This window comes from Mycobacterium sp. NGS26 (assembly GCF_059813025.1).
Genome location: NZ_JCALDU010000004.1, coordinates 41,139 through 62,563, shown reverse-complemented (window position 1 = coordinate 62,563; position 21,425 = coordinate 41,139). Strand labels below are relative to the sequence as shown.

20 protein-coding genes and 1 pseudogene are annotated in these 21,425 nt (G+C 71.1%); 14 read left to right on the top strand and 7 right to left on the bottom strand.

Annotated elements, in window-relative coordinates:
* The first annotated feature begins 25 nt into the window (after nt 1-25).
* Both AC5Y6X_RS14660 and AC5Y6X_RS14655 read left to right on the top strand, forming a co-directional pair.
* A complete protein-coding gene (locus AC5Y6X_RS14660) occupies nt 26-1,210 on the top strand; it encodes a CoA transferase (RefSeq protein ID WP_499987110.1) in 1,185 nt (394 codons plus the stop codon).
* Entirely contained in the window at nt 1,204-2,520 is a 1,317-nt protein-coding gene (locus AC5Y6X_RS14655) for an amidohydrolase family protein (RefSeq protein WP_499987109.1), read from the top strand. Before AC5Y6X_RS14660 ends, AC5Y6X_RS14655 begins: the two co-directional genes overlap by 7 nt.
* 4 nt (nt 2,521-2,524) lie before the next feature.
* On the opposite strand, the gene AC5Y6X_RS14650 is transcribed toward AC5Y6X_RS14655, so the two are convergent.
* Entirely contained in the window at nt 2,525-3,364 is an 840-nt protein-coding gene (locus AC5Y6X_RS14650; RefSeq protein ID WP_499987697.1) for an alpha/beta hydrolase, read from the bottom strand.
* Between the two features lie 291 nt (nt 3,365-3,655).
* Between AC5Y6X_RS14650 and AC5Y6X_RS14645 the strand changes: the two genes are divergently transcribed.
* The 7 genes and pseudogenes from AC5Y6X_RS14645 to AC5Y6X_RS14615 all read left to right on the top strand — a co-directional run bounded on the left by AC5Y6X_RS14645 (nt 3,656) and on the right by AC5Y6X_RS14615 (nt 11,162).
* Nucleotides 3,656-4,300: a class I SAM-dependent methyltransferase gene (locus AC5Y6X_RS14645; protein WP_499987108.1), complete on the top strand. Its 645-nt coding sequence runs from the start codon at nt 3,656-3,658 to the stop codon at nt 4,298-4,300.
* Complete coding sequence (locus AC5Y6X_RS14640) at nt 4,297-5,541, top strand: molybdopterin-dependent oxidoreductase (protein WP_499987107.1); 1,245 nt, start codon at nt 4,297-4,299, stop codon at nt 5,539-5,541. Before AC5Y6X_RS14645 ends, AC5Y6X_RS14640 begins: the two co-directional genes overlap by 4 nt.
* Nucleotide 5,542: 1 nt before the next feature.
* Nucleotides 5,543-6,049 (top strand): hypothetical protein, encoded by a 507-nt coding sequence (locus AC5Y6X_RS14635; RefSeq protein ID WP_499987106.1) that lies wholly within the window; start codon nt 5,543-5,545, stop codon nt 6,047-6,049.
* A gap of 177 nt (nt 6,050-6,226) precedes the next feature.
* Nucleotides 6,227-7,605, top strand: a pseudogene (tnpB, locus tag AC5Y6X_RS14630) (IS607 family element RNA-guided endonuclease TnpB).
* A 32-nt stretch (nt 7,606-7,637) separates the two neighbouring features.
* Nucleotides 7,638-8,843, top strand: coding sequence for an alpha/beta hydrolase fold domain-containing protein (locus AC5Y6X_RS14625; protein ID WP_499987105.1), 1,206 nt, complete (start codon nt 7,638-7,640; stop codon nt 8,841-8,843).
* Between the two features lie 44 nt (nt 8,844-8,887).
* Nucleotides 8,888-10,294, top strand: coding sequence for a WS/DGAT/MGAT family O-acyltransferase (locus AC5Y6X_RS14620; protein WP_499987104.1), 1,407 nt, complete (start codon nt 8,888-8,890; stop codon nt 10,292-10,294).
* A gap of 85 nt (nt 10,295-10,379) precedes the next feature.
* Nucleotides 10,380-11,162 (top strand): crotonase/enoyl-CoA hydratase family protein, encoded by a 783-nt coding sequence (locus tag AC5Y6X_RS14615; RefSeq protein WP_324675167.1) that lies wholly within the window; start codon nt 10,380-10,382, stop codon nt 11,160-11,162.
* Here the strand turns inward: AC5Y6X_RS14615 and AC5Y6X_RS14610 are convergent.
* Nucleotides 11,159-11,749: a TetR/AcrR family transcriptional regulator gene (locus AC5Y6X_RS14610; protein WP_499987103.1), complete on the bottom strand. Its 591-nt coding sequence runs from the start codon at nt 11,747-11,749 to the stop codon at nt 11,159-11,161. The genes AC5Y6X_RS14615 and AC5Y6X_RS14610 overlap by 4 nt on opposite strands.
* A 106-nt stretch (nt 11,750-11,855) precedes the next feature.
* On the opposite strand from AC5Y6X_RS14610, the gene AC5Y6X_RS14605 reads away from it, so the two are divergent.
* The 3 genes from AC5Y6X_RS14605 (at nt 11,856) to AC5Y6X_RS14595 (ending at nt 14,312) form a co-directional block, all read left to right on the top strand.
* Nucleotides 11,856-12,392, top strand: coding sequence for a methyltransferase family protein (locus AC5Y6X_RS14605; RefSeq protein WP_499987102.1), 537 nt, complete (start codon nt 11,856-11,858; stop codon nt 12,390-12,392).
* 87 nt (nt 12,393-12,479) lie between these two features.
* The gene (locus AC5Y6X_RS14600) at nt 12,480-13,997 is read left to right on the top strand and encodes a class I adenylate-forming enzyme family protein (RefSeq protein ID WP_499987101.1); all 1,518 of its coding nucleotides are present in this window, start codon (nt 12,480-12,482) and stop codon (nt 13,995-13,997) included.
* 18 nt (nt 13,998-14,015) lie between these two features.
* Complete coding sequence (locus AC5Y6X_RS14595) at nt 14,016-14,312, top strand: hypothetical protein (RefSeq protein WP_324675160.1); 297 nt, start codon at nt 14,016-14,018, stop codon at nt 14,310-14,312.
* A 9-nt stretch (nt 14,313-14,321) separates the two neighbouring features.
* Here AC5Y6X_RS14595 and AC5Y6X_RS14590 read toward each other — a convergent pair whose 3' ends face one another.
* The gene (locus AC5Y6X_RS14590) at nt 14,322-14,942 is read right to left on the bottom strand and encodes a TetR/AcrR family transcriptional regulator (RefSeq protein WP_499987100.1); all 621 of its coding nucleotides are present in this window, start codon (nt 14,940-14,942) and stop codon (nt 14,322-14,324) included.
* Complete coding sequence (locus tag AC5Y6X_RS14585; protein ID WP_324675156.1) at nt 14,939-15,070, bottom strand: hypothetical protein; 132 nt, start codon at nt 15,068-15,070, stop codon at nt 14,939-14,941. The genes AC5Y6X_RS14590 and AC5Y6X_RS14585 overlap by 4 nt, the downstream gene beginning before the upstream one ends.
* 212 nt (nt 15,071-15,282) lie before the next feature.
* Between AC5Y6X_RS14585 and AC5Y6X_RS14580 the strand changes: the two genes are divergently transcribed.
* Nucleotides 15,283-16,077 carry a crotonase/enoyl-CoA hydratase family protein gene (locus AC5Y6X_RS14580; protein ID WP_499987099.1) on the top strand — a complete coding sequence of 265 codons (795 nt, stop codon included), beginning with the start codon at nt 15,283-15,285 and terminating at the stop codon, nt 16,075-16,077.
* A 71-nt stretch (nt 16,078-16,148) separates the two neighbouring features.
* On the opposite strand, the gene AC5Y6X_RS14575 is transcribed toward AC5Y6X_RS14580, so the two are convergent.
* On the bottom strand, nt 16,149-17,624 hold the full coding sequence (locus AC5Y6X_RS14575) for an aldehyde dehydrogenase (RefSeq protein WP_499987098.1): 1,476 nt from the start codon (nt 17,622-17,624) through the stop codon (nt 16,149-16,151).
* A gap of 45 nt (nt 17,625-17,669) precedes the next feature.
* Nucleotides 17,670-18,431, bottom strand: coding sequence for a methyltransferase domain-containing protein (locus tag AC5Y6X_RS14570; RefSeq protein WP_499987696.1), 762 nt, complete (start codon nt 18,429-18,431; stop codon nt 17,670-17,672).
* Nucleotides 18,432-18,591: 160 nt separating this feature from the next.
* Between AC5Y6X_RS14570 and AC5Y6X_RS14565 the strand changes: the two genes are divergently transcribed.
* Entirely contained in the window at nt 18,592-19,746 is a 1,155-nt protein-coding gene (locus AC5Y6X_RS14565) for a glycosyltransferase family 4 protein (RefSeq protein WP_499987097.1), read from the top strand.
* Here the strand turns inward: AC5Y6X_RS14565 and AC5Y6X_RS14560 are convergent.
* Nucleotides 19,730-21,409 (bottom strand): MmpA family trehalose lipid delivery protein, encoded by a 1,680-nt coding sequence (locus tag AC5Y6X_RS14560; RefSeq protein WP_499987096.1) that lies wholly within the window; start codon nt 21,407-21,409, stop codon nt 19,730-19,732. The genes AC5Y6X_RS14565 and AC5Y6X_RS14560 overlap by 17 nt on opposite strands.
* Nucleotides 21,410-21,425: the final 16 nt, after the last annotated feature.

The window sequence follows — 21,425 nt, the reverse complement described above, 5'->3', positions numbered from 1 at the left end:
GCGGGCCCGCGCGCACAATGGTGTGGTGAGCAGCCAGTCGAGGTGGGGGAGCAGCGGGCTGGCCTACCTGACCGGCCCGCCCGACGGGCCGCCCGACTTCTCCCGCGCCAACGTGCTGGCCCGAGCCGAGGAGGTGGCCGCGGCCGTTGCACGCCGGGCGGGGATCGCCGTGGACGCGGCCGCGCTGCTGGCCGGGCGGGCGGCGTTGCTCGGGCTGAACCGCGGCGGAACGGTGTCGTGCGGCGGCGCCACCCGGCTGCTGGCGGCCCGCGACGGCTGGTGCGCGATCACGCTGTCCCGCCCCGACGACGTCGCCGCGGTGCCCGCGCTGCTGTCCGCCGACGACGTCCCCGCCGACCCCTGGCCCGCGCTGCAGCGTTGGGCGACAACGCTTTCCGCGCGGGCGGTCGTCGAACGGGCGGCGCTGCTCGACATCCCCGCGGCCGCCCTGGGCGAGGCGGCGGCCGCGCCCCCGCGGACACGGCGCACGGCACCCCGGGCGGCGGCCCGCGGCATCGCCGGGCTGCTGGTGGCCGACCTGTCGTCGATGTGGGCCGGCCCGCTGTGCGGTCGGCTGCTGGCGCGCGCGGGCGCCACAGTCGTCAAGGTCGAAAGCCCGGGCCGCCCCGACGGCACCAGGAGCGGCAACCGCGCCTTCTTCGACTGGATGAACGGCGAAAAGCTGTCGTACTGCGTCGATTTCGATGGCCGGGCCGACGAGCTGCGCGACCTGCTCGCGGCCGCCGACGTGGTGATCGAGGGCTCGCGGCCCGCGGGGCTGGCGCGGCGCCGGCTCGGACAGGGCGACGTCGCGCCGCGGCCGGGTCGCGTCTGGCTGCGGATCACCGGGTACGACGAGCGGTCCGGGCGGCCGGCGTTCGGCGACGACGCCGCGGTCGCCGGCGGTCTGGTCGGCGCCGGGCCCGGCGGGCCGGTGTTCTGCGCCGACGCCATCGCCGACCCCCTGACGGGGCTCGAGGCCGCCGCGGCGGTCACCGAATCGCTGGCCCGCGGCGGCGGCGAGTCGATCCACCTGTCCCTGGCCGCGGTCGCCGCGACCTATGCCGCGGTGCCGACGGGGGAGTCGGCCTCGGCGCACCCGGCCCCGCCGCCCCCCGTGCCGCCGGTGGCCGTCCCGGCCGCGGAGCTCGGCGCCGACAACGAGGCGGTGCGGCGCCTGGTGTCCGAAAGGCGTTGCCTGTCATGCTGATCCGGCGGGCCACCCTACTGGACGGGACGACCACCAGCATCCGGGTCGGCGAGCGGGTCGAGGAGGTCGGCGACGGGCTGACCGTCAGGCCGGGCGAGGGCCTGCTCGACGCCGGCGGCGGGACCGTGCTGCCCGGGCTGCACGACCACCATGTCCATGTGCGCTCGGCGGCCTCGGCGCTGGATTCGTTTTTCGTCGGGCCGCCCGGCGTCAGCACCAAAGCCCAACTGGCACAACTGCTCTCGAACGCCACGCCGGGCCCCGACGGATGGATCCGCGCCGTCGGCTATCACGAGTCGGTGGCCGGGGACCTGGACCGGGCGGCACTCGACGCCGTGGTGCCGCGCATCCCGGTGCGCGTGCAGCACCGCAGCGGCGCGCTGTGGATCCTCAACTCGGCCGCACTCGGCCGGGTCGGCCTGGCCGAACATCCCGACGGGCGGCTGCGCAGCGACGACCGGGGCTGGTCGGACGCCCTGGCGCGCCGGGAGACCGACCTGGCGGAGCTCAGCCGCCGCATCACCGCGACCGGGGTCACCGGCGTCACCGACGCCACCCCCGGCCTCGGCGCCGAGGACATGGTGTCGCTGATCGTCGCGCAGCGCCGCGGCGAGTTCCGGCCGCGGCTGCGTTTCCTGTCGCCGGGCAAGAAGATCCTGCACGACGACCGCCTCGACCTGGACTCCCTGACGGACTGGATCGCCGGGCAGCACGGGGCCGATCAGCCGGTCGCCCTGCACTGCGTGACCGCGGCGCAGCTCGTCGTGGCCATCGCGGCCCTGCGGGCGGCCGGCAGCCATCCGCTCGACCGCATCGAGCACGCCGCGATGGTGCCCGACGACGACCTGGCCGACCTGGCCGACCTTTCGAGGTCGGCCGGCCTCACGGTGGTGACGCAACCGAACTTCGTCGCCGAGCGCGGCGATCAATACCTCGCCGACGTGCCACCCGCCGAGCACGCCCAACTCTGGCGGGTCGCGTCGCTGCTGAAAGCCCAAGTGCGCGTGGCGTTTTCCACCGACATGCCGTTCGGCCACGGCGACCCGTGGACGGCGATGCGCGCCGCGGTGCACCGCACCACGGCCAGCGGCGCCGTCCTGGGCGCCGACGAACGGGTCTCGGCGCTGCAGGCGTTGACGATGTTTCTGGGCCGGGCCGACCGGCCGGACCGGGCCCGCACCGTCGAGCCCGGGCAGCCCGGCGACCTCTGCGTGCTGACCGAGCCGCCCGCGACGGTGCTGGCCGAGCTGGACGCCGGCATGGTGGCCGCCACGGTCATCGGCGGCGAGCTCGTCTACTTCGCGATGTGAGCCTTCAGCCCGCGAGCGCGGAGCGCAGGCTGTCGCACTGGGCGTCGAAAAACCGTTGTGACACCTGGGCTTTGGAGGCCACCATGTCGAAGCCGTGGAAGACGCCGGGGACCACCTCGACCTCGCACGCCACCCCGGCGCTGCGCAGCCGTTCGGCGTAGGCGAGGTCCTCGTCGTGGAACAGGTCGTTGGTGCCCACCCCGATCCACGCGGGCGGCAGCCCACTCAGGTCGTCGCGGCGAGCCGGGACGGCCGCGCGCGGGTCGGCGTCGCCGAGATACGCCGCCCAGCCGAAGCGATTGCTGCGCGTGTTCCACAGCCGGTAGTTGGGGTTTTCGGCGGTCGCGGAACTGCGGTCGTCGAGCATGGGGTACACCAGCAGCTGAAATGCCGGCGTCACCTCGCCGCGGTCCCGGGCCAGCAACGCCAGCGCCGCCGCCAGCCCGCCGCCGGCGCTCGCACCGCCGATCGCGATTCGCCCCGGGTCCACGGCGGGCAACCCGGCGAGCCAGGTCAACGCCGAATAGCAGTCCTCCAGCGGGGCGGGATAGGGATGCTCGGGCGCCAGCCGATAGTCCACCGACGCGACCGTGATGCTCAGCCTCGAGCGGAACCCGCGGCAGAGCCGATCGTCCTGTCGGGCCGTGCCCATCACGTATCCGCCGCCATGGATCCACAGCAGCGCGGGCGCGGGTTCCGTGACGCCGACCGGCCGGAACAGCCGCACACCGGCGCCGGAACCCAGGGTGATCAGCTCGACATCGCCGGATGCGCCGGGTTTTTCGAGGCGCCCCCACAGCCCCATCAGGGTCCGCATCACTGGCAAAATCCTGGGACCGGCCATTCGTCGGGGCGCGATGCGGGCGATGCGGCGCAACTCGGGGTGAACATCGGTGTTCGGCACCGGTCCAGTATGCCGGGGTCCCCACCCGCCGGCGCGGACCCGTCCGGCCACGCCTCGGCGCCGAATCACCGGTGTGAACGAAGCGAGATCGGGGTATCGGTCGGGGTGATCGAAATGCTGGCCTGTCCCGTGGACATCAGCATGTCGGCGATGTGTGTTCGTTGCAGCGCCCCGCAACGGGGTCAAGCCGCGCCCGGACCGCCTGGTCGGGCACGATGCGAGAGGCGTGACATGCTGGGCCATCTCTACGACCGGGCGCTCGGCGGCGAACGATGCTGGATCCGCCACGAGGACGGTGAGCTCCGCGTGCTGCCGGCCCATCGCTGGCTGGGCGCCCGCCGTCCGGAACCGGACGCCGTCGACGAGATCTTCGACGAGGCCGTCACGCGGATGTGCGTCGGGCCGACCATCGAGTTGGGCTGTGGGCCCGGACGTCTGGTCGCGCGCCTGATCCGGCGCGGCGTGCCCGCGCTGGGCGTCGACCGGTCCGCGGCCGCGATCCGCCTGGCCGGCCGCGGCGGTGCGGCCGCCCTGCTGGGCGACGTGTTCGAGCCGCTGCCGTGGGCGGGTCGCTGGCAGACGGTGCTGCTGGTCGACGGCAACGTCGGCCTCGGCGGCGACCCGCGCCGGATCCTGGGCCGCGCGGCCGAGCTGCTGGGCCGGGGCGGGCGATGCGTGGCCGAGTTCGACGCCGAGGCGATCGGCGTCCGATCGCGCTGGGTGCGGCTGGAGTCGGCCCACGACGTGGGGCCGTGGTTCCGGTGGGCGTCGGTGGGGGTGGACAGCGCCGCCGCGCTGGCCGCGCAGGTGGGCCTGACGCTGACCACCGTCCGGCTGATCAGCGGCCGGGTGGTGGCGAGCCTGGTGGCCGTGTGAACGGGCCCGGCTTTCCCGCCAAATTGCTGCCGCACTTCCGGAGCCCGCTGCGCGGGCCGTGGCTGACGTCGGTGTTCGGGCTGGTGCTGCTGGTGACGCTGCCGATTGTCATCGTCACCGGGCTGCTGTCCTACATCGCCTATGCGCCGCAGTTCGGCCAGGCGATCCCCGGCGACGTCGGCTGGCTGCGCCTGCCCGCCTTCACCTGGCCGACCCGGCCGTCGTGGCTGTACCGGCTGACCCAGGGGCTGCACGTCGGGCTGGGACTGGTGCTCATCCCGGTGGTGCTGGCCAAGCTGTGGTCGGTGATCCCGCGGCTGTTCGCCCGGCCGCCGTTTCGGTCGATTGCCCAACTGCTGGAACGGTTGTCGTTGGTGATGCTGGTCGGCGGGGTGCTGTTCGAGATCGTCACCGGCGTGCTCAACATCCAGTACGACTACGTCTTCGGGTTCAGCTTCTACACCGCCCACTACTTCGGCGCCTGGGTGTTCATCGCCGGTTTCGTCATGCACATCGCGATCAAGATCCCGCGCATGATCACCGGGTTGCGGTCGTTGTCGCTGCGAGAAGTCTTGCGCACCAATCGAAGTGACACCCACCCGGAGGCGCGCGATCCCGACGGTCTGGTGCCCGGCGATCCGGCCGAGCCGACGATGAGCCGCCGCGGTGCCCTGGCGCTGGTCGGCTCCGGTGTGGCGCTGCTCGCGGTGCTGACGGCCGGACAGACCCTCGGGGGGCGCACCCGCGGCGCCGCCCTGCTGCTGCCGCGCGGCCGCGGCGACTTCCCCGTCAACAAGACCGCCGTCGCCGCCGGAATCGCGCCCGAAAGCATCGGCGCGAGTTGGGTTTTGACGCTGCGCGGCGGCCCCTCGGAGGTGGTGCTGGACCGCGCCACGCTGACCGGCATGCCGCAGACCACCGCGCGGTTGCCGATCGCGTGCGTCGAGGGGTGGTCGACGGTGCAGACCTGGAGCGGGGTGCGGCTGTCCGAGCTGGCCCGGATCGCGGGCGTGCCTGCGCCGCGCTCGGCCCGGGTGACGTCGCTGCAGCGCGGCGGCGCCTTCGGCGCGGCGACGTTGCAGGCCAACCAGATTCGCGATCCCGATGCGCTGCTGGCGCTGCGGGTGAACGGCGCCGACCTGTCGCCGGACCACGGCTATCCGGCGCGGATCATCGTGCCCGCCCTGCCCGGCGTGCACAACACCAAATGGGTGGCGTCCATCGAATTCGAGGCGGGCTGAGATGCCCGGACCCGCGACGCGTTTCAACACGATCTACGGCGCCCACCCGTTGCACCTGCTGACGATGCTGTCGGGTTTCGCGCTGCTGGGCTACATCGTGGTCACCTTCGAGCCGGCGACGCTGTGGAATCCGGGCAGCTGGTGGCAGTCGATCGCCGTGTGGTTCGCCGCCGCGGTCATCGGTCACGACCTGGTGCTCTTCCCGCTGTACGCCCTGGCCGACCGGGTGTTGTGGACGCGCGTTCGACGGTCCGGCCGCCCGAAAGTGCTCGCCCGCAACCACATTCGGGTTCCGGCCCTGGGGGCGGGGCTGACGCTGCTGATCTTCCTGCCGGGCATCATCGAACAGGGCGCGGACACCTATCGGGCGGCCACCGGGCAGACCCAGCAGCCGTTCCTGGGCCGCTGGCTGCTGCTGACCGCGGCCATGTTCGCCGTCAGCGCCGTCTGCTACGCCGCGCGGCTTGTCATCAGCAAACTGGACTTTCGGCCGAAGCGACAGGACTAACGCATTCATCGGTTTCTAAGGAGTCCGGGGGACTGTCAGCTGTTGTGGCCTGAGTAGGCACTAGTTGTCAGCGGTGTGCTGTAGGAACGCAGGTATGAATCTGGCGACGTGGGCTGGGCGCAGCGGTGTTGCGCGGATGCCGTTCGCTGCCGCTGCCGATGATTGTGAGGCTGGTTGATGGCGAAGTTCGAGGTGCCGGATGGGTGGTGTGTACAGGCGTTTCGGTTCACGCTGGACCCGACCGATGATCAAGCCTGCGCATTGGCGAGGCATTTCGGTGCGCGGCGTAAGGCATACAACTGGACGGTCGCCACGCTGAAAGCCGATATCGAAGCCTGGCATGCCAACGGTGTAGAGACGGCGAAGCCGTCGCTTCGGGTACTGCGCAAGCGTTGGAACACGGTTAAGCACGAGGTGTGCGTCAACGCTGAGACCGGGCAGGTGTGGTGGCCGGAATGCTCGAAAGAGGCCTACGCCGACGGCATCGCGGGCGCGGTGAACGCGTACTGGAACTGGCAGACCTCCCGTGCTGGTAGGCGCGCCGGTAACAAGGTTGGGTTTCCGCGCTTCAAACGCAAAGGGCGCGATGCGGATCGGGTGTGTTTCACCACCGGTGCGATGCGGGTCGAACCCGACCGGCGTCACCTGACGCTGCCGGTGATCGGCACCGTGCGCACCCATGAGAAACCCGGCGCATCGAACGGCTCATCAGGAAGGGCCGGGCGCGGGTGCTGGCGATTTCGGTGCGCCGCAACGGCACCCGTCTGGATGCCAGTGTGCGGGTCCTGGTGCAGCGTCCGCAGCAACCCGGCGTCGCGCTACCAGGTTCGCGGGTCGGCGTCGATGTGGGTGTGCGTCGTTTGGCGACGGTCGCCGACGGTGACGGTGTGGTGATCGAACAGATTGAGAATCCGCGCCCGCTTGAGGCTGCATTGCGCGAGCTGCGGCAGGTTTGCCGGGCACGTTCGCGCTGCACGAAAGGCTCACGGCGCTACCGTGAGCGCACTACCGAGATTTCCCGGCTGCACCGTCGGGTCAACGATGTCCGCACCCACCATTTGCATGTCCTGACAACACGGTTGGCTCAAACCCACGGCCGGATCGTTGTTGAAGGTTTGGACGCTGCGGGGATGCTGCGGCAAAAGGGCCTGCCGGGTGCCCGCGCTCGTCGGCGCGGGCTCTCAGATGCGTCCCTGGGCACCCCGCGCCGGCACCTCGCCTATAAGACGGGCTGGTACGGGTCGGCACTGGTGGTCGCGGACCGCTGGTTCCCGTCATCGAAAACCTGCCATGCCTGCGGGCACGCGCAGCACATCGAGTGGGCTGAGCACTGGCAATGCGATGGTTGCTCAGCATCGCATCAGCGTGATGACAACGCTGCCATCAACCTCGCACGCTACGAGGACACCATTAGCGTCGTCGGCCCAGTTGGGGCCGCCGTCAAGCGTGGAGCCGACCATAAGACCGGGCCTGGCCCGGCGGGTGGCCGTGAAGCGCGGAAGGGACGCAGCCGCGAGGCTGCCGAACAACCCCGAGATGGGGTGCGAGTCGCGTGACGACACTCGCTCGCAACGGTATTGTCCGGTACATGACGGCCCGGGTACCGCGCATGACACCCACTGTGAAGTGGTTGCTGCGGGCCCGGCCCGGCGACTATATGCTCGCGCTAAGCGTCGCCGGGGCTTCGCTGCCGGTCATCGGCAAGCACCTCGAACCCCTGGGCGGGATGACCGCCGCGGGGATATGGGGTGCCCGCCACGCACCCAACGCGATGGCCGCCATGAAGAGGAATTGGCTGACACCGGGCATCAACGACGAGCGCCGGCGGGATCGGGAGAGCACGCAACGGGTCTCGGTCGCTGCCCTGCGAGGGGTGGTGTCAGCCGGGGATCTGGAAACCGAGTGGCCCGCGGCGGAGCGGACACCCCCGATCTGGGAGGCGCTGCGCCGGCGCCGCTATGTCCACCGCCGCGCCGTCCACTACGGGGACCACCCCGCGCAGGTGCTCGACGTCTGGCGCCGCAAGGACCTGCCCGCCCAACCCGCACCGGTGCTGATCTTCGTCCCGGGCGGCGCGTGGGTGCACGGCCGGAGCATGCTGCAGGGATCCGCGCTGATGTCGCGGTTGGCCGAGCAGGGCTGGGTGTGCCTGGCGATCGACTACCGCGCCGCCCCGCGCCACCGCTGGCCGCGGCACATCACCGACGTCAAGACGGCCATCGCGTGGGCGCGCGCCAACGTCGACAAGTTCGGCGGCGACCGCAATTTCGTTGCGGTGGCGGGTTGTTCGGCCGGCGGGCACCTGTCCGCGCTGGCCGGGCTCACTCCCGATGACCGGCGACTGCAGGCGAAGCTGCCGGAGGGCGCCGACGCCTCGGTGGACGCCGTCGTCGGGATCTACGGCCGCTACGACTGGGAGGACCGTTCGACCCCCGAGCGGGAAGGCTTCGTCGAGTTCCTGGAGCGGGTGGTGGTCGGGAAGTCGATCGCAAGGCACCCCGAGGTGTTCCGCGACGCGTCGCCGATCGCGCGCGTGCACCGGAACGCCCCGCCGTTCTTGGTGATTCACGGCAGCAGGGACAACGTCATCCCCGTCGAGCAGGCGCGCAGCTTCGTCGAACGGCTGCGGGCCGCCTCGCATTCGACGGTCGGATACCTGGAGTTGCCCGGGGCCGGCCACGGCTTCGACCTCATCGACGGCGAGCGGGCCGGCGCGATGGCCCACGCGGCATCGCTGTTCCTCAACCAGGTCCACCGCACCAAGACACGGATCGCGGCGAAAGAGGTTATCTGACCCCCCGCCGCTGAGTATGGTCCTGCTATGAGCAAGGGGCAGCGGTGAAACGGCTGAGCGGTTGGGACGCCGTACTCCTGTACAGCGAGACGCCCAACGTGCACATGCACACCATCAAGGCCGCGGTGATCGAGCTGGACCCGGACAGCCGGCTGGACATCGAATCGTTCCGTCACGTGATCGGCGCCCGGCTGAACAAACTCGAGCCGTTCTGCTATCAGCTCGTCGACATCCCGTGGAAGTTCCACCATCCGATGTGGCGGGAGCACTGCGAGGTCGACCTGGAATACCACATCCGCCCCTGGCGGCTGCCCGCGCCGGGCGGGCGCCGCGAGCTGGACGAGGCGATCGGGCGGATCGCCAGCACCCCGCTGGACCGCGGGCGCCCGTTGTGGGAGATGTATTTCATCGAGGGGCTGGCCAACAACCGGGTCGCCGTGGTGGGCAAGATCCACCACGCGCTCGCCGACGGCGTCGCCTCGGCCAACCTGCTGGCGCGCGGCATGGACCTGCTGCCCACACCGGAGGGCGGGCCGCAGATCACCGACCCGGCGCCCACCAAACGCCAGCTGCTGGGCTCGGCGTTCGCCGATCACCTGCGGCAGTTCGGGAAGCTGCCGGGGACGATCCGCTACACCGCGCAGGGCATCGGCCGGGTGCGGCGCAGCTCGCGCAAGCTGTCCCCGGAACTGAGCCGCCCGTTCACGCCGCCGCCGACGTTCATGAACCACATGCTCACCGCGGAGCGCCGGTTCGCCACCGCCACGCTGGCGCTGGCCGACGTCAAGGAGACCGGCAAGCGGCTCGGCGCGACCATCAACGACATGGTGCTGGCCATGTCCACCGGGGCGCTGCGCACCCTGCTGTTGCGCTACGACGGCACGGCCCCACCGCTGCTGGCCTCGGTCCCGGTCAGTTTCGACTTCTCGCCGGAGCGGATCTCCGGAAATCGCTTCAGCGGCATGCTGGTCGCGCTGCCCGCCGACGCCGACGACCCGCTGGAGCGGGTGCGGGCCTGCCACGAGAACGCGATGCTGGCCAAGGAGGGCCACCAGCTGATGGGTCCCGAGCTGGTCAGCCGGTGGGCGTCCTACTGGCCGCCGGCGGGCACGGAGGCCCTGTTCCGGTGGGCGTCGGGCCGCGACGGGCAGAACAAGGTGCTCAACCTGAACATCTCCAACGTGCCCGGGCCCCGCGAGCGCGGCCGGGTGGGCGGCGCCCTGGTCACCGAGATCTATTCGGTGGGCCCGTTGACCGCCGGCAGCGGCCTCAACATCACCGTGTGGAGTTACGTCGACCAGCTCAACATCTCGGTGCTCACCGACGGTGCCACGGTCAAGGACCCGCACGAGGTGACCGACGCCATGATCGCGGATTTCACCGAAATACGCAGGGCCGCAGGGATTTCCGAAGACCTGACGGTCGTCGAGGTGGCGATGGCGCCGGCCTGACCGGCGGCAGCGGAAGTTCGGAGCGCGGAGGCCGTTACCATCGGTCGGATACCAGCCACTGCGATTCAAAGGAGCCTCGCAGCACGTGAGCGACGAAGCCGCCAACACCGAACCCGAAGTTCTCGTCGAGCAACGGGATCGGATACTGATCATCACAATCAACCGGCCGAAGGCCAAGAACGCCGTCAACGCCGCCGTCAGCCGGGGACTGGCCGACGCCATGGACCGGCTCGACAGCGACAAGGGCCTTTCGGTGGCCATCCTGACCGGCGCGGGCGGTTCGTTTTGTGCCGGAATGGATCTCAAGGCGTTCGCGCGCGGCGAGAACGTCGTCGTCGAGGGCCGCGGCATGGGCTTCACCGAACGCCCACCGGTCAAGCCGCTCATCGCCGCGGTGGAGGGATACGCGTTGGCCGGCGGCACCGAGCTGGCGCTGGCCACCGACCTGATCGTCGCGTCCACGGACTCGGCGTTCGGCATTCCCGAGGTCAAGCGCGGCCTGGTGGCCGGCGGCGGCGGGTTGCTGCGGCTGCCCGAGCGCATCCCCTACGCGATCGCCATGGAGCTGGCGCTGACCGGCGACAACCTCCCGGCCCAACGCGCCCACGAGCTCGGCATGGTCAACGTCCTGGCCGAGCCCGGCAAGGCGCTGGACGCCGCGATCGAGCTGGCGGAGAAGATCACCGCCAACGGGCCGCTGGCGGTGGCCGCCACCAAGCGGATCATCACCGAGTCCCGCGGCTGGAGCCGCGACACCATGTTCACCGAGCAGATCAAGATCCTGGCCCCGGTGTTCTCGTCGAACGACGCCAAGGAGGGTGCGATCGCGTTCGCGGAGAAGCGCCCGCCGCGCTGGACCGGAACCTAACCGGTCAGGTAGCGCTGCACGGTCGGCCCGAGCCAGCCGACCAGGTCGTCGACGCTGGTCGACGCGAGCGGCTCGATCTTGAGCTGATAACGCGCGAACGCCAGCCCCGCCAGATGGCTGGCCACCAGCTCGACGCGCAGCTCGGCGTCGGACACGCCGAATTCCGCTGCGACCCGCTTCGCGATCGGGCCGGCGAGGCTGTCGTGCAACACCTTTCGCGCCTGTGGGTGGATCACGGCCGACCGCCACAGCGTCATGAACGGCTCGAACACGGCGCCCTCTTCCCAGTGCTCGAGAAAGCGGCGCACCAGCCTCGCGCCGATCTGCTCGGTCCCCTCGTCGAGGAGCGTGGACAGCTGGTGCAGCGGGTGTTCGGGCCCGGTGAGCGCCGACGCGGTGAAAAGCCCCTCCTTGTTGTCGAAGAAGTAGTAGACCATCGCGACGTCCACCCCGGCGTCGGCGGCGATGGCGCGGACGGTGGCCCGCTCGTATCCCTCGCGCATGAATCGTTCGCGGGCCGCGTCGACGATGCGCTGCCTGTTCTGCTGACCCGTGCGCCACCGGCCCGCGCGCCGCTGCTCCGCCATGACGGCCACAATACTTCAGCAAGCGTTGATGAATCTAGTGGGCGGGCGTATGTTGTTCTTCAACGGAGGTTGAAGTATCCGCTGATGTATCCGAGGGAGGCCCGACATGACGACCCGCACACGACGACGCCTGTGGTGGCGACACCTGATGTCCGTCCTGCTCTTCCCGGCGACGGTGACGCTCGTCGTCCCGGCGCTGATCGTGTTGCCGGCGGGTGTGCATTGGCCGCCGTTCGATGCGGCGGCGACGGCCGCCCTGGTGACGGCGGGCTGCCTGCTGATCGCCGCCGGCCTGGCCCTGATGGTCTGGACCAACATGCTGTTCGACCGGGTGGGCGAAGGGACGCTCGGGCTCGGCCCCGTCATGGGGGAGCCGGTCCACCTCGTCGTGCGCGGGCCGTACCGGCACGTGCGCAACCCGATGATCACCGGCGTGCTCTGCATCCTGCTCGGGGAGGCGGCGATCACCGCATCCGGCGCGCTGCTGACCTGGTTCGCGGTCTTCCTCGCCTTCCAGGCGCTGGCCATCCGGTTCTGGGAGGAGCCGCATCTCGTCGGGAGGTACGGCGCCGAGTACGTCGACTACCGCCGCAACGTGCCGCGCTGGATTCCCCGGATCACGGCCTGGACGCCCGGCCGGTGACGCCACCCTGGCGGCCCGCGGCGATACTTAGATGACTTACACTGTGGGCTAGATTTGTAAAGGGCGGGGACCCACGAAGGATCGAGGATGAGCATTTCGTTGCTGCTGGAGATGGCCGCGTCGAGCAATCCCGATCGCGTGGCCGTCGTCTCCGACGACGTGCGCCTGACCACGCAGCAGCTCAGCGATCTCGCCGACGGCGGCGCGGGCGTCCTCGCGAAATCCGGTGCCCGGCACGCGGTCTACGTGGGGACGGGCGGCGCGATGCTGCCGCTGCTGATCTTCGCGGCGGCGCGGGCGGGGTTGCCCTTCACCCCGCTCAATTACCGGCTCTCGGCCGACGGCATCCGGGCGCTGATCGAGCGGCTGCCCGATCCGGTGGTGATCGTCGACGCTCGCTACCGGGACATGGTCGGCGACGCGTCACCGCGCGTGCAGCTGTCCGACGAATTCCTGACGGTCGCGCGGGACGGCGCCGCCGCCGACTTCGAAGCGGAGTTCGCCGACCCGGACTCCGTCGCCATCGTGCTCTTCACGTCGGGCACCACGTCGCAGCCCAAGGCCGTCGAGCTCTCGCACAACAACCTGACCAGCTACGTCACCGGCACGGTCGAATTCGGGTCGGCGGAGCCGACCGACGCGGCGCTGATCTGCGTGCCGCCGTATCACATCGCCGGGATCAGCGCCGCGCTGTCGAACCTGTACGCCGGGCGCAAGATGGTCTACCTGCCCAACTTCGACGCCGACGAGTGGGTGCGGCTGATCAACGCCGAAGGGGTGACCACCGCGACCGTGGTGCCCACCATGCTGGACCGAATCGTCACGGCGCTGGAAACCGGCGGCCACGACCTGCCGTCGCTGCGCAACCTGGCCTACGGCGGATCGAAGGTGGGGCTGCCGCTGGTCCGCCGGGCGCTCGAACTGTTGCCGAACGTGGGCTTCGTCAACGCCTATGGGCTGACGGAGACGAGCTCGACGATCGCGGTGCTGACCCCCGAGGACCACCGCGAGGCACAGTGCGCGTCGGAGGTCGCCGTCACGCGGCGACTCGGGTCGGTCGGGCGGGCGGTGCCGGGCGTCGAGCTGCAGATCCGCGACGAGGACGGCAACGTGCTCGGGCCCGGCGAGACCGGCGAGCTGTTCGTGCGCGGCGACCAGGTGTCGGGCCGCTACACCGGCATCGGCTCGGTGCTCGACGAGGACGGGTGGTTCCCGACGAGGGACATCGCCACCCTCGACGAGGACGGCTACCTGTTCATCGGCGGCCGCAGCGACGACACCATCATCCGCGGCGGCGAGAACATCGCGCCCGCCGAGTTGGAGGAGGTGCTGATCGAGCACCCGCACGTCCGCGATGTCGCCGTGGTCGGCGTCGAGGACCCGCAGTGGGGTCAGGCGATCGTCGCGGTGGTGGTGCCGGCGCCCGGCCACGACCCGGACCCCGACGAGCTGCGCGAGCACGTCCGCAAGACGTTGCGCGGGTCGCGCACCCCGGACCGGGTAGTCTTTCGCGACGAGTTGCCAACCACGCCCACCGGCAAGGTGCTGAGGCGCGAGATCATCCAGGACCTAGAAGAGCTACGGGCCGCACCGGCCGAGCAGTGAGCAAAGGGACGAAAAACCATGATCAAGAACGGAACCCGCCTGGCCAGCCAGGTGTGTGACACCCAGGTCATCGTCGTCAGAAGCGCCGACAGCCTCGACGACCTGCGTTGCGGCGGCGCGCCGATGGTGCCCATCGGCGCCGAGCGGTCGGGCGAGCTGGACCCGGCGTTCTCCGACGGCACGGTGATGGGCAAGCGCTACGTCGACGAGACGGGCGCCGAGGTCCTGGTGACCAAGCCGGGCGCGGGCAGCCTGAGCGTCGGCCAGACCCCGTTACAGCTCAAAGAGGTCAAGCCGCTGCCGGCCAGCGACTGACGATCGGTTCTAGGCGCCGGGAATCCCGTTGCGGCTGACGAATTCCCTTGCCTTGATGAGGAATTCGAGCTGCTCGCCGACCTGGCTCAGCGGTCGCACGCAGCGCGTCGAACGGGACAGCACGATCGCGCCCTCCAGGGCGGCGATCGACATCACCGCCAGCGACTCGGCGTCGTCCTCGTTGAAGCCGTCGTTGACGAACGCCTGGGTCAGCGCGGTGCACCAGCGGCCCAGGATGGCGCCGGCCTCGGCGGAAAGCCTGGGCTCGTCGTCGTCGGAGCCGATGGCCGCCGCCACCACCGGGCAGCCCGCGGTGAAGTCGCCGTCGGTCAGCAGCCGTTCCCAGAACTCGATGAACTCGCGGATCAGGGCCTTGGCGCCCCAGCCGGCCGCGTCGTCGATCATGGCGGTGATGGAGTCGCCGGAGTAGCGCAGCGCCTCGGCGAGGATCTGATTGCGGCCCTCGGGGAAGTGGTGGTACACCGAGCCGCGCGGCGCGCCGCTGCGGGCGAGAACCTCGTCGATCGTCACCCCGGCGGCCCCGCGCTCGCGCATCACCTCGGCGGCGCTGATCAGCATCCTTTTCTTGGTGTCGCGACGCTTGGTGGCGACTGCTCCGGCGGACCTCATGCAGCGTGCGAGTGCCGGGGTACCGGCCAGTGCATGTTGCGGGGACTGAACCGGAACGGCCGACGCTTCAGGTCGGGCATTTCGCGGGTGAACTGATAGCCGGCGACGTTGAGCTCGATGATCCACATGATTTTCTCCCGGCGGCCTGGGCGCGGCCAATGATTATGCTTAGAAACATATAAGACATCGGTCGAGTAAGCAAGTTTTATTCCCTAACTAAGCGGGATAAACACGGTGAATGGAGCTTGAGCGATCTCAACGATGCTGGTTAGCGGCGAAGGTAACGATCCGGTTTCTATGATGTATTGCATAATTTCTGCGGCTGCGCTTCACTTTGACGATGGCGCTACCGAACCTCGACACCGTGACCCTCGAGCGCGACGGGCACGTCCTGCTCATCGGCCTGAACCGGCCGCACAAACGCAACTCGTTCGACCGGGCGATGCTGGCCGACCTGGCCCGCGCCTACGCGGTGCTGGAATCCGACGAGTCGGTGCGGGCGGGGGTGTTGTTCGCGCACGGCGACCACTTCACGGCCGGCCTCGACCTCGTCGACGTCGGCCCGGGCATCGCGGCGGGGCAGAGCCCGATGCCCGACGACGGCCGGGACCCGTGGCGGCTGGACGGCGGGTGGACCACGCCGCTGGTCGCGGTCGCGCAGGGCTGGTGCATGACGCTGGGCATCGAGCTGCTGCTGGCCGCCGACATCCGCATCGCGGCGGCCGGGACCCGGTTCACCCAGCTCGAGGTGCAGCGCGGGATCTACCCCTTCGGGGGTGCGACGATCCGCCTGCCGCGCGAGGCGGGTTGGGGCAACGCCATGCGCTGGCTGCTCACCGGCGACGAGTTCGACGCCGCCGAGGCGCACCGTATCGGGCTTGTGCAGGAGGTGGCCGACGACCCGGCGGCGGCGCTGGCCCGGGCCCGCGAGATCGCGCACACCATCGCCGACCGCGCCGCGCCCCTGGGCGTGCGGGCCACGCTCGCCTCGGCGCACCTGGCCCGCAGGGAGGGTGAGGCCGCCGCCATCGAGGGGCTGCGCCCCGCCGTGGTCGAGCTGTTCGCCAGCGAGGACGCCGCGGAGGGCGTGCAATCGTTCATCGAACGACGGCAGGCCCGCTTCTCGGGCCGCTGAGTTGCCGCGAGCAGACGCAAAAGCCCCCAAAACCGGCCAGTTTTGGGGGCCTTTGCGTCTGCTCGCCGTGGCTACTCGACGGTGTAGCCCATCGGCATTAGCACGCTCTTCTGCTGGGTGAAGTGCTCGACGCCCTCCGGGCCGTTCTCCCGGCCGATGCCGGAGTTCTTGTAGCCGCCGAACGGGCAACACGGGTCGAACGCATACCAGTTGATGGCGTACGTGCCGGTGCGGATCTTCTCCGAGATCTCGATGCCCTTGGGGATGTCGGACGTCCACACGCTGCCGGCCAGGCCGTACACCGAGTCGTTGGCGATCTTGATCGCGTCCTCCTCGGTGTCGTAGGGGATGATGGACAGCACCGGCCCAAAGATCTCCTCCTGGGCGATCGTCATCTTGTTGTCGACGTCGGCGAAAACCGTTGGCTGCACGAAGAAGCCGTTGGCTAGGTCCTCGCGCCCTTCGGGGCGCGAGCCGCCGCACACCAGCCGGGCGCCCTCCTCGATGCCCTTGGCGATGTAGCCCTCGACCCGGGCGCGCTGCTTCTCGCTGATCAGCGACCCGATCTGCGCGGCCGGGTCGGACGGCGGCCCGACCGGCAGCGCCTGCACGAAAGTGCTTACCGCGTCGACGATTTCGTCGTAACGCGAGCGCGGCGCCAGGATGCGGGTCTGCCCGACGCAGGCCTGCCCGGTGTTCATGATGCCGGAGAACACCAGCATCGGGACCGCCGACGCCAGGTCGACGTCCTCGAGCACGATGGCCGCCGACTTCCCGCCGAGCTCCAGCGTGCACGGCTTGAGCATCTCCGCGGCGCGCCGGCCGATCTCCTTGCCGACGCTCGAGCTGCCGGTGAACGTGAACAGGTCGACGTCGGGGTTGGAGGTCAGCGCCTGGCCGGTCTCGACGCCGCCGGGCACCACGGACAGCACCCCCTCGGGCAGGCCGGCGTCGACGAAGATGTCGGCCAAAGCGTTTGTGGTCAAAGGAGTTTCGGCGGCCGGCTTGAGCACCACCGTGCAGCCGGCCAGCAGCGCCGGGCCGAGCTTGTTGACCGCCAGGAACAGCGGCACGTTCCACGCCACGATCGCGCCCACCACGCCGATCGGCTCGCGGTGCACGATGGTCTGCCCGTAGGAGCCGTTGCGGATCTCGCGCCACTTGACCTGGTCGACGGCCGGGCCGGCGAAGAAGTTCATCGCGCCCATCGTCCCCATCCAGTGCATCGTCTCGATGGTGGTCGGCGGCTGACCGGTCTCACCGGCGAGCAGCGCGGTCAGCAGCTCCTTGCGCTCCTCCATCAGCTTGGCCGCCTTGGCGATGACGGCCGCGCGCTCCTTCGGCGGCGTCGAGGGCCACGGGCCGTTGTCGAAGGCCGCGCGGGCCGCGGCGACGGCGGCGTCGACGTCGGCCGCCGCGGCCATCGGCGCCTTGCCGAAGTACTCGCCGGTGGCCGGGCAGCGCACCTCGATCACCTCGGAGGTCGACGGCTCCGTCCACTTGCCACCGATGAAAAGCTTGTCGTATTCGGTCTTGATGTCGGTCATATTCGGCACCCTACCCAAGCCGGGGCAAAACGAGAACCTGTTCCATTATCGGGGCGACAGCACCAGCACGAGATTGCTCACCAGGAACTCCCGCAGCACCGGCACCCGCGTCAGCCACCACGCCCAATGTGGGTGGTAGCGGGGAAATGCGGCCACCGCCGCGCCCGTGCTGGTCGCCCAGGTCAGGCCGTCGGAAGCCGACACCGCGAACAACGACGACCCGTAGTCGTTTTTGGCCGGATGCCCGTGCCTGCGGGCGTAGCGGGCCGCGGCGCGCGCGCCGCCCAGGTAGTGGCTCAGGCCCATCTCGTGCCCCCCGAACGGGCCCAGCCAGACGGTGTAGGACAGCACCGCCAGCCCGCCCGGCCTGGTCACCCGCAGCATCTCGGCGCCGAGCTGCCACGGCCGCGGCACGTGCTCGGCGACATTCGACGACAGGCAGATGTCCACCGAGTCGTCGGCGAACGGCAGCGCGGTGCCCGACGCCCGGACGAACGCGCCGGGACCGCGGGTCAAATCCGTTGCGGCGCCGTGCATCTCGCTAGAGTCCGGTTCGACCCCGATGTAGTCGACCCCGGCGTCGGCGAAGGCCGTCGCGAAGTATCCGGGCCCGCCGCCGACGTCGAGCAGCGTGCGGCCCGCCGCCGGCGCGCCGTGGCCGGCCAGCCACAGGTCGCCGACCATCGCCGCGGTGTCGGCGGCCAGCGCGCCGTAGAAGCGGGCCGGGTCGCGGCGCTCGTAGCGGAACTCCGACAGCAGCCGCACCGAGCGGGCCAGCGTCGCCCGTCGCGCGAAAACTCGCGTGATCGGGGAGGTGACGGCCACCGGCCAACCCTACGGCCGGCCAACCCTACGGCCGTCGGTCTCTGCCGCGAGCGTGCGCAGTTGCACGCATACAAGCGGCATGTCGCGTACAAACGCGCACGCTCGCCGGAGGGGGATCCGCGCCAGGATAGGCTGACGACCGATGTCTGATCTGCGCTCGGTGCTGCTGCTGTGCTGGCGCGATACCGGACACCCCCAGGGCGGCGGCAGCGAGACCTACCTGCAGCGCATCGGCGCGCAGCTGGCCGCCTCGGGCATCGCCGTCACGCTGCGCACCGCCCGCTATCCCGGCGCCCCCCGCCGCGACGTCGTCGACGGCGTGCGGATCAGCCGCGCCGGCGGGCGCTACTCGGTGTACGTGTGGGCGCTGCTGGCGATGGCCGTGGCCCGGCTGGGGCTGGGGCCGCTGCGCGGGGTGCGCCCCGACGTGGTGGTCGACACCCAGAACGGCCTGCCGTTTTTGGCCCGGCTGGTCTACGGCCGCCGGGTGCTGGTCCTGGTGCACCACTGCCACCGCGAGCAGTGGCCGGTGGCCGGGCCGGTGCTGGGCCGGCTGGGTTGGTTCGTCGAGTCGACGCTGTCGCCGCGGGCCAACCGGCGCAACCAATACCTGACCGTGTCGCTGCCGTCGGCCCGCGACCTGGTCGCCCTCGGCGTGGGCAACGAGCGGATCGCCGTGGTGCGCAACGGTCTCGACGAGGCCCCGGCGCAGTCGCTGTCCGGCCCGCGCGCCGCCGCGCCGCGGGTGGTGGTGCTGTCGCGGCTGGTGCCGCACAAGCAGATAGAGGACGCGCTGGACGTCGTCGCGGCGCTGCGGCCGCGGATACCGGGCCTGCACCTCGACATCGTGGGCGACGGCTGGTGGCGGCAGCGACTGGTCGACCGGGTGCGCGCGCTCGGCATCTCCGGCGCGGTGACCTTCCATGGCCACGTCGATGACGTCACCAAACACCATGTGCTGCAAGGCTCTTGGGTGCACGTGCTGCCGTCGCGCAAGGAGGGCTGGGGCCTGGCGGTGGTCGAGGCCGCGCAGCACCGGGTGCCCACCATCGGCTACCGATCCTCCGGCGGGCTGTCCGACTCGATCGTCGACGGGGTGACCGGCATGCTGGTCGACACCCGGGCCGAGCTGGCGGATCGGCTGGAGCGGCTGCTGTGCGATCCCGTGCTGCGCGACCAGCTCGGCACGAAGGCGCAGACCCGCAGCGGGGAGTTCTCCTGGACGCAAAGCGCCGACGCGATGCGCGGCGTGCTGGAGGCGGTCCAGGCCGGCCGCTTCGTCAGCGGCCTGGTGTAGCGCGGCGCCGCGCCGCGGTGCGGACGGCCCCGCCGGCGCCCACGACAAGCAGGGCCAGCCACGCCAGGTGCGCGATCTCGACGGCCCGGCGGCGCCCGGCCGGCGCACCGCCGGTGTCGCCGCCGATCCGATACAGCGCGAGCTCGTCGTCGCGGTAGACCGGCGTGAGCGCGTCGAGGGTGCGCGCGGCCGCGCCCATCTCGCCCGCGGTGCCCGACTCGACGACCAGCCACCCGACACCGGCCAGCGCCGACGGCTCCGGCCCGCCCAGCAGCAGGTCCTGCACGGCCCGGGCCCGATTGCCCTCCCCGGGAACCGTCACCCCGGAGATGACCAGGTCGCCCGTGGTCAGCACGTCGGCGCGCACCCAGCGCGGCAGCGGGTCGAGCACCGGCGCCGGACCGGACCAGCCGAACCGGCGCATGGTGCCGGCGGGCAACACGGCGACGGTCCTCGGGTCGGCGTTGATCGCCCCCGCGACGGCGGCCCACCCCGGCGGATAGCGGGCCGGCTCCACCCTGCCCCACGCGCCCCAGGCCAGGTCGGGCAGCGCCAGGATCAGCGCCAGGCAGCAGAGCGCCGCCGCAGCCCCGGACCCCGAAAGCCACCGGCGCAGCGTCAGCACCGCGCCGGCGCCCGCCAGCGCGTATCCGGGCATCGCCAGCGCCACCCACTTCTGCCCGTCGCGCAGCACGCCGAACCCGGGTGCGGCGTCGACCAGCGCGCGCAGCGCGTGCAGCCCGGGGCCGGTGGCCAGCGCGGCGGGCACCAGCACCGACACCGCCGCGAGCGCCAGCAGCGGCACCGCAGCCGGGCGGCGCACCACCGCCGGCAACCCCGCCGCCACCACACCAAGCAGCACCACGGCCGACGACACCGCGAAAAGTGTTGCCCGCGAAGCGGGTACGGCCTCGCCGTTCCAGATGCCGCCGAGACTGGCCAGGCTGAACAGCGTGCCGAGGCCGGGCTCGGCGCGCGGCGCGAACGCGTCCACGCCGAGCGCACCCCGCGGGCTCAGCGACGAGCCCAGCGCCGCCGCGGTCAGCCAGGGCAGCGCGGCCACCACCGCGACGCCCAAAGCCGTTGTGGTGCATAGCCAACGGGGTCGCTCCGCGCCCGGCGCGGCCGCGCAGACCAGCGCGACCGTCGCGGCCAACAGCAAGCCGGTCGGCGTCAACCCCGCCAGCGCGGTCCAGAAGACCAAACCGAAGACTGCGCCCCCCGCCGCGCGCAACTCGAGCATCGCCGTCGCGACCCACGGCAGGCACCCGTAGCCGACCAGCAGGCTCCAGTGACCCTGCAAAAGCCGTTCGGCGACATAGGGATTCCAGATCGCCAGCGTGATCGCGACGAACTCGCCGGCCGCGCCCGCGTCGGGCAGCGCCGTCGCGACGAGCCGGGCCGCGCCCCAGCCCGCCAGCCACAGGCCCGCCACCAGCAGCGCCTTCACCACCACGCCGCCGTCGACCACGCGCGAGGCCAGCGACACCGCGAAATCCTGCGGCGCCGCCCGCGGCGCGGCCGTCAACCCCAGGGCGGCATCGGACAGATAGGACCGCGGCGTCGAGACCGCGTCGCGCAGCAGCAGGTATCCGGGCTTCAGCAGCGGCCCAACCACCAGAAGCGCCAGCAGCAGCGCGTACCCCGGCCGGGTCCAGCGCACGGTCAGCGCTTCAACG

Bases quoted from the DNA above. Each gene is read 5' to 3' on its own strand.
- AC5Y6X_RS14635 (WP_499987106.1), top strand. From the start codon at position 5,543: ATGCCCGGACCCGCGACGCGTTTCAACACGATCTACGGCGCCCACCCG.
- AC5Y6X_RS14625 (WP_499987105.1), top strand. From the start codon at position 7,638: ATGACGGCCCGGGTACCGCGCATGACACCCACTGTGAAGTGGTTGCTG.
- AC5Y6X_RS14610 (WP_499987103.1), bottom strand. From the start codon at position 11,749: ATGGCGGAGCAGCGGCGCGCGGGCCGGTGGCGCACGGGTCAGCAGAAC.
- AC5Y6X_RS14585 (WP_324675156.1), bottom strand. From the start codon at position 15,070: ATGTGGATCATCGAGCTCAACGTCGCCGGCTATCAGTTCACCCGCGAA.
- AC5Y6X_RS14650 (WP_499987697.1), bottom strand. From the start codon at position 3,364: ATGGCCGGTCCCAGGATTTTGCCAGTGATGCGGACCCTGATGGGGCTG.
- AC5Y6X_RS14565 (WP_499987097.1), top strand. From the start codon at position 18,592: ATGTCTGATCTGCGCTCGGTGCTGCTGCTGTGCTGGCGCGATACCGGA.
- AC5Y6X_RS14645 (WP_499987108.1), top strand. From the start codon at position 3,656: ATGCTGGGCCATCTCTACGACCGGGCGCTCGGCGGCGAACGATGCTGG.
- AC5Y6X_RS14575 (WP_499987098.1), bottom strand. From the start codon at position 17,624: ATGACCGACATCAAGACCGAATACGACAAGCTTTTCATCGGTGGCAAG.
- AC5Y6X_RS14605 (WP_499987102.1), top strand. From the start codon at position 11,856: ATGACGACCCGCACACGACGACGCCTGTGGTGGCGACACCTGATGTCC.
- AC5Y6X_RS14590 (WP_499987100.1), bottom strand. From the start codon at position 14,942: ATGAGGTCCGCCGGAGCAGTCGCCACCAAGCGTCGCGACACCAAGAAA.
- AC5Y6X_RS14595 (WP_324675160.1), top strand. From the start codon at position 14,016: ATGATCAAGAACGGAACCCGCCTGGCCAGCCAGGTGTGTGACACCCAG.
- AC5Y6X_RS14655 (WP_499987109.1), top strand. From the start codon at position 1,204: ATGCTGATCCGGCGGGCCACCCTACTGGACGGGACGACCACCAGCATC.
- AC5Y6X_RS14600 (WP_499987101.1), top strand. From the start codon at position 12,480: ATGAGCATTTCGTTGCTGCTGGAGATGGCCGCGTCGAGCAATCCCGAT.
- AC5Y6X_RS14580 (WP_499987099.1), top strand. From the start codon at position 15,283: ATGGCGCTACCGAACCTCGACACCGTGACCCTCGAGCGCGACGGGCAC.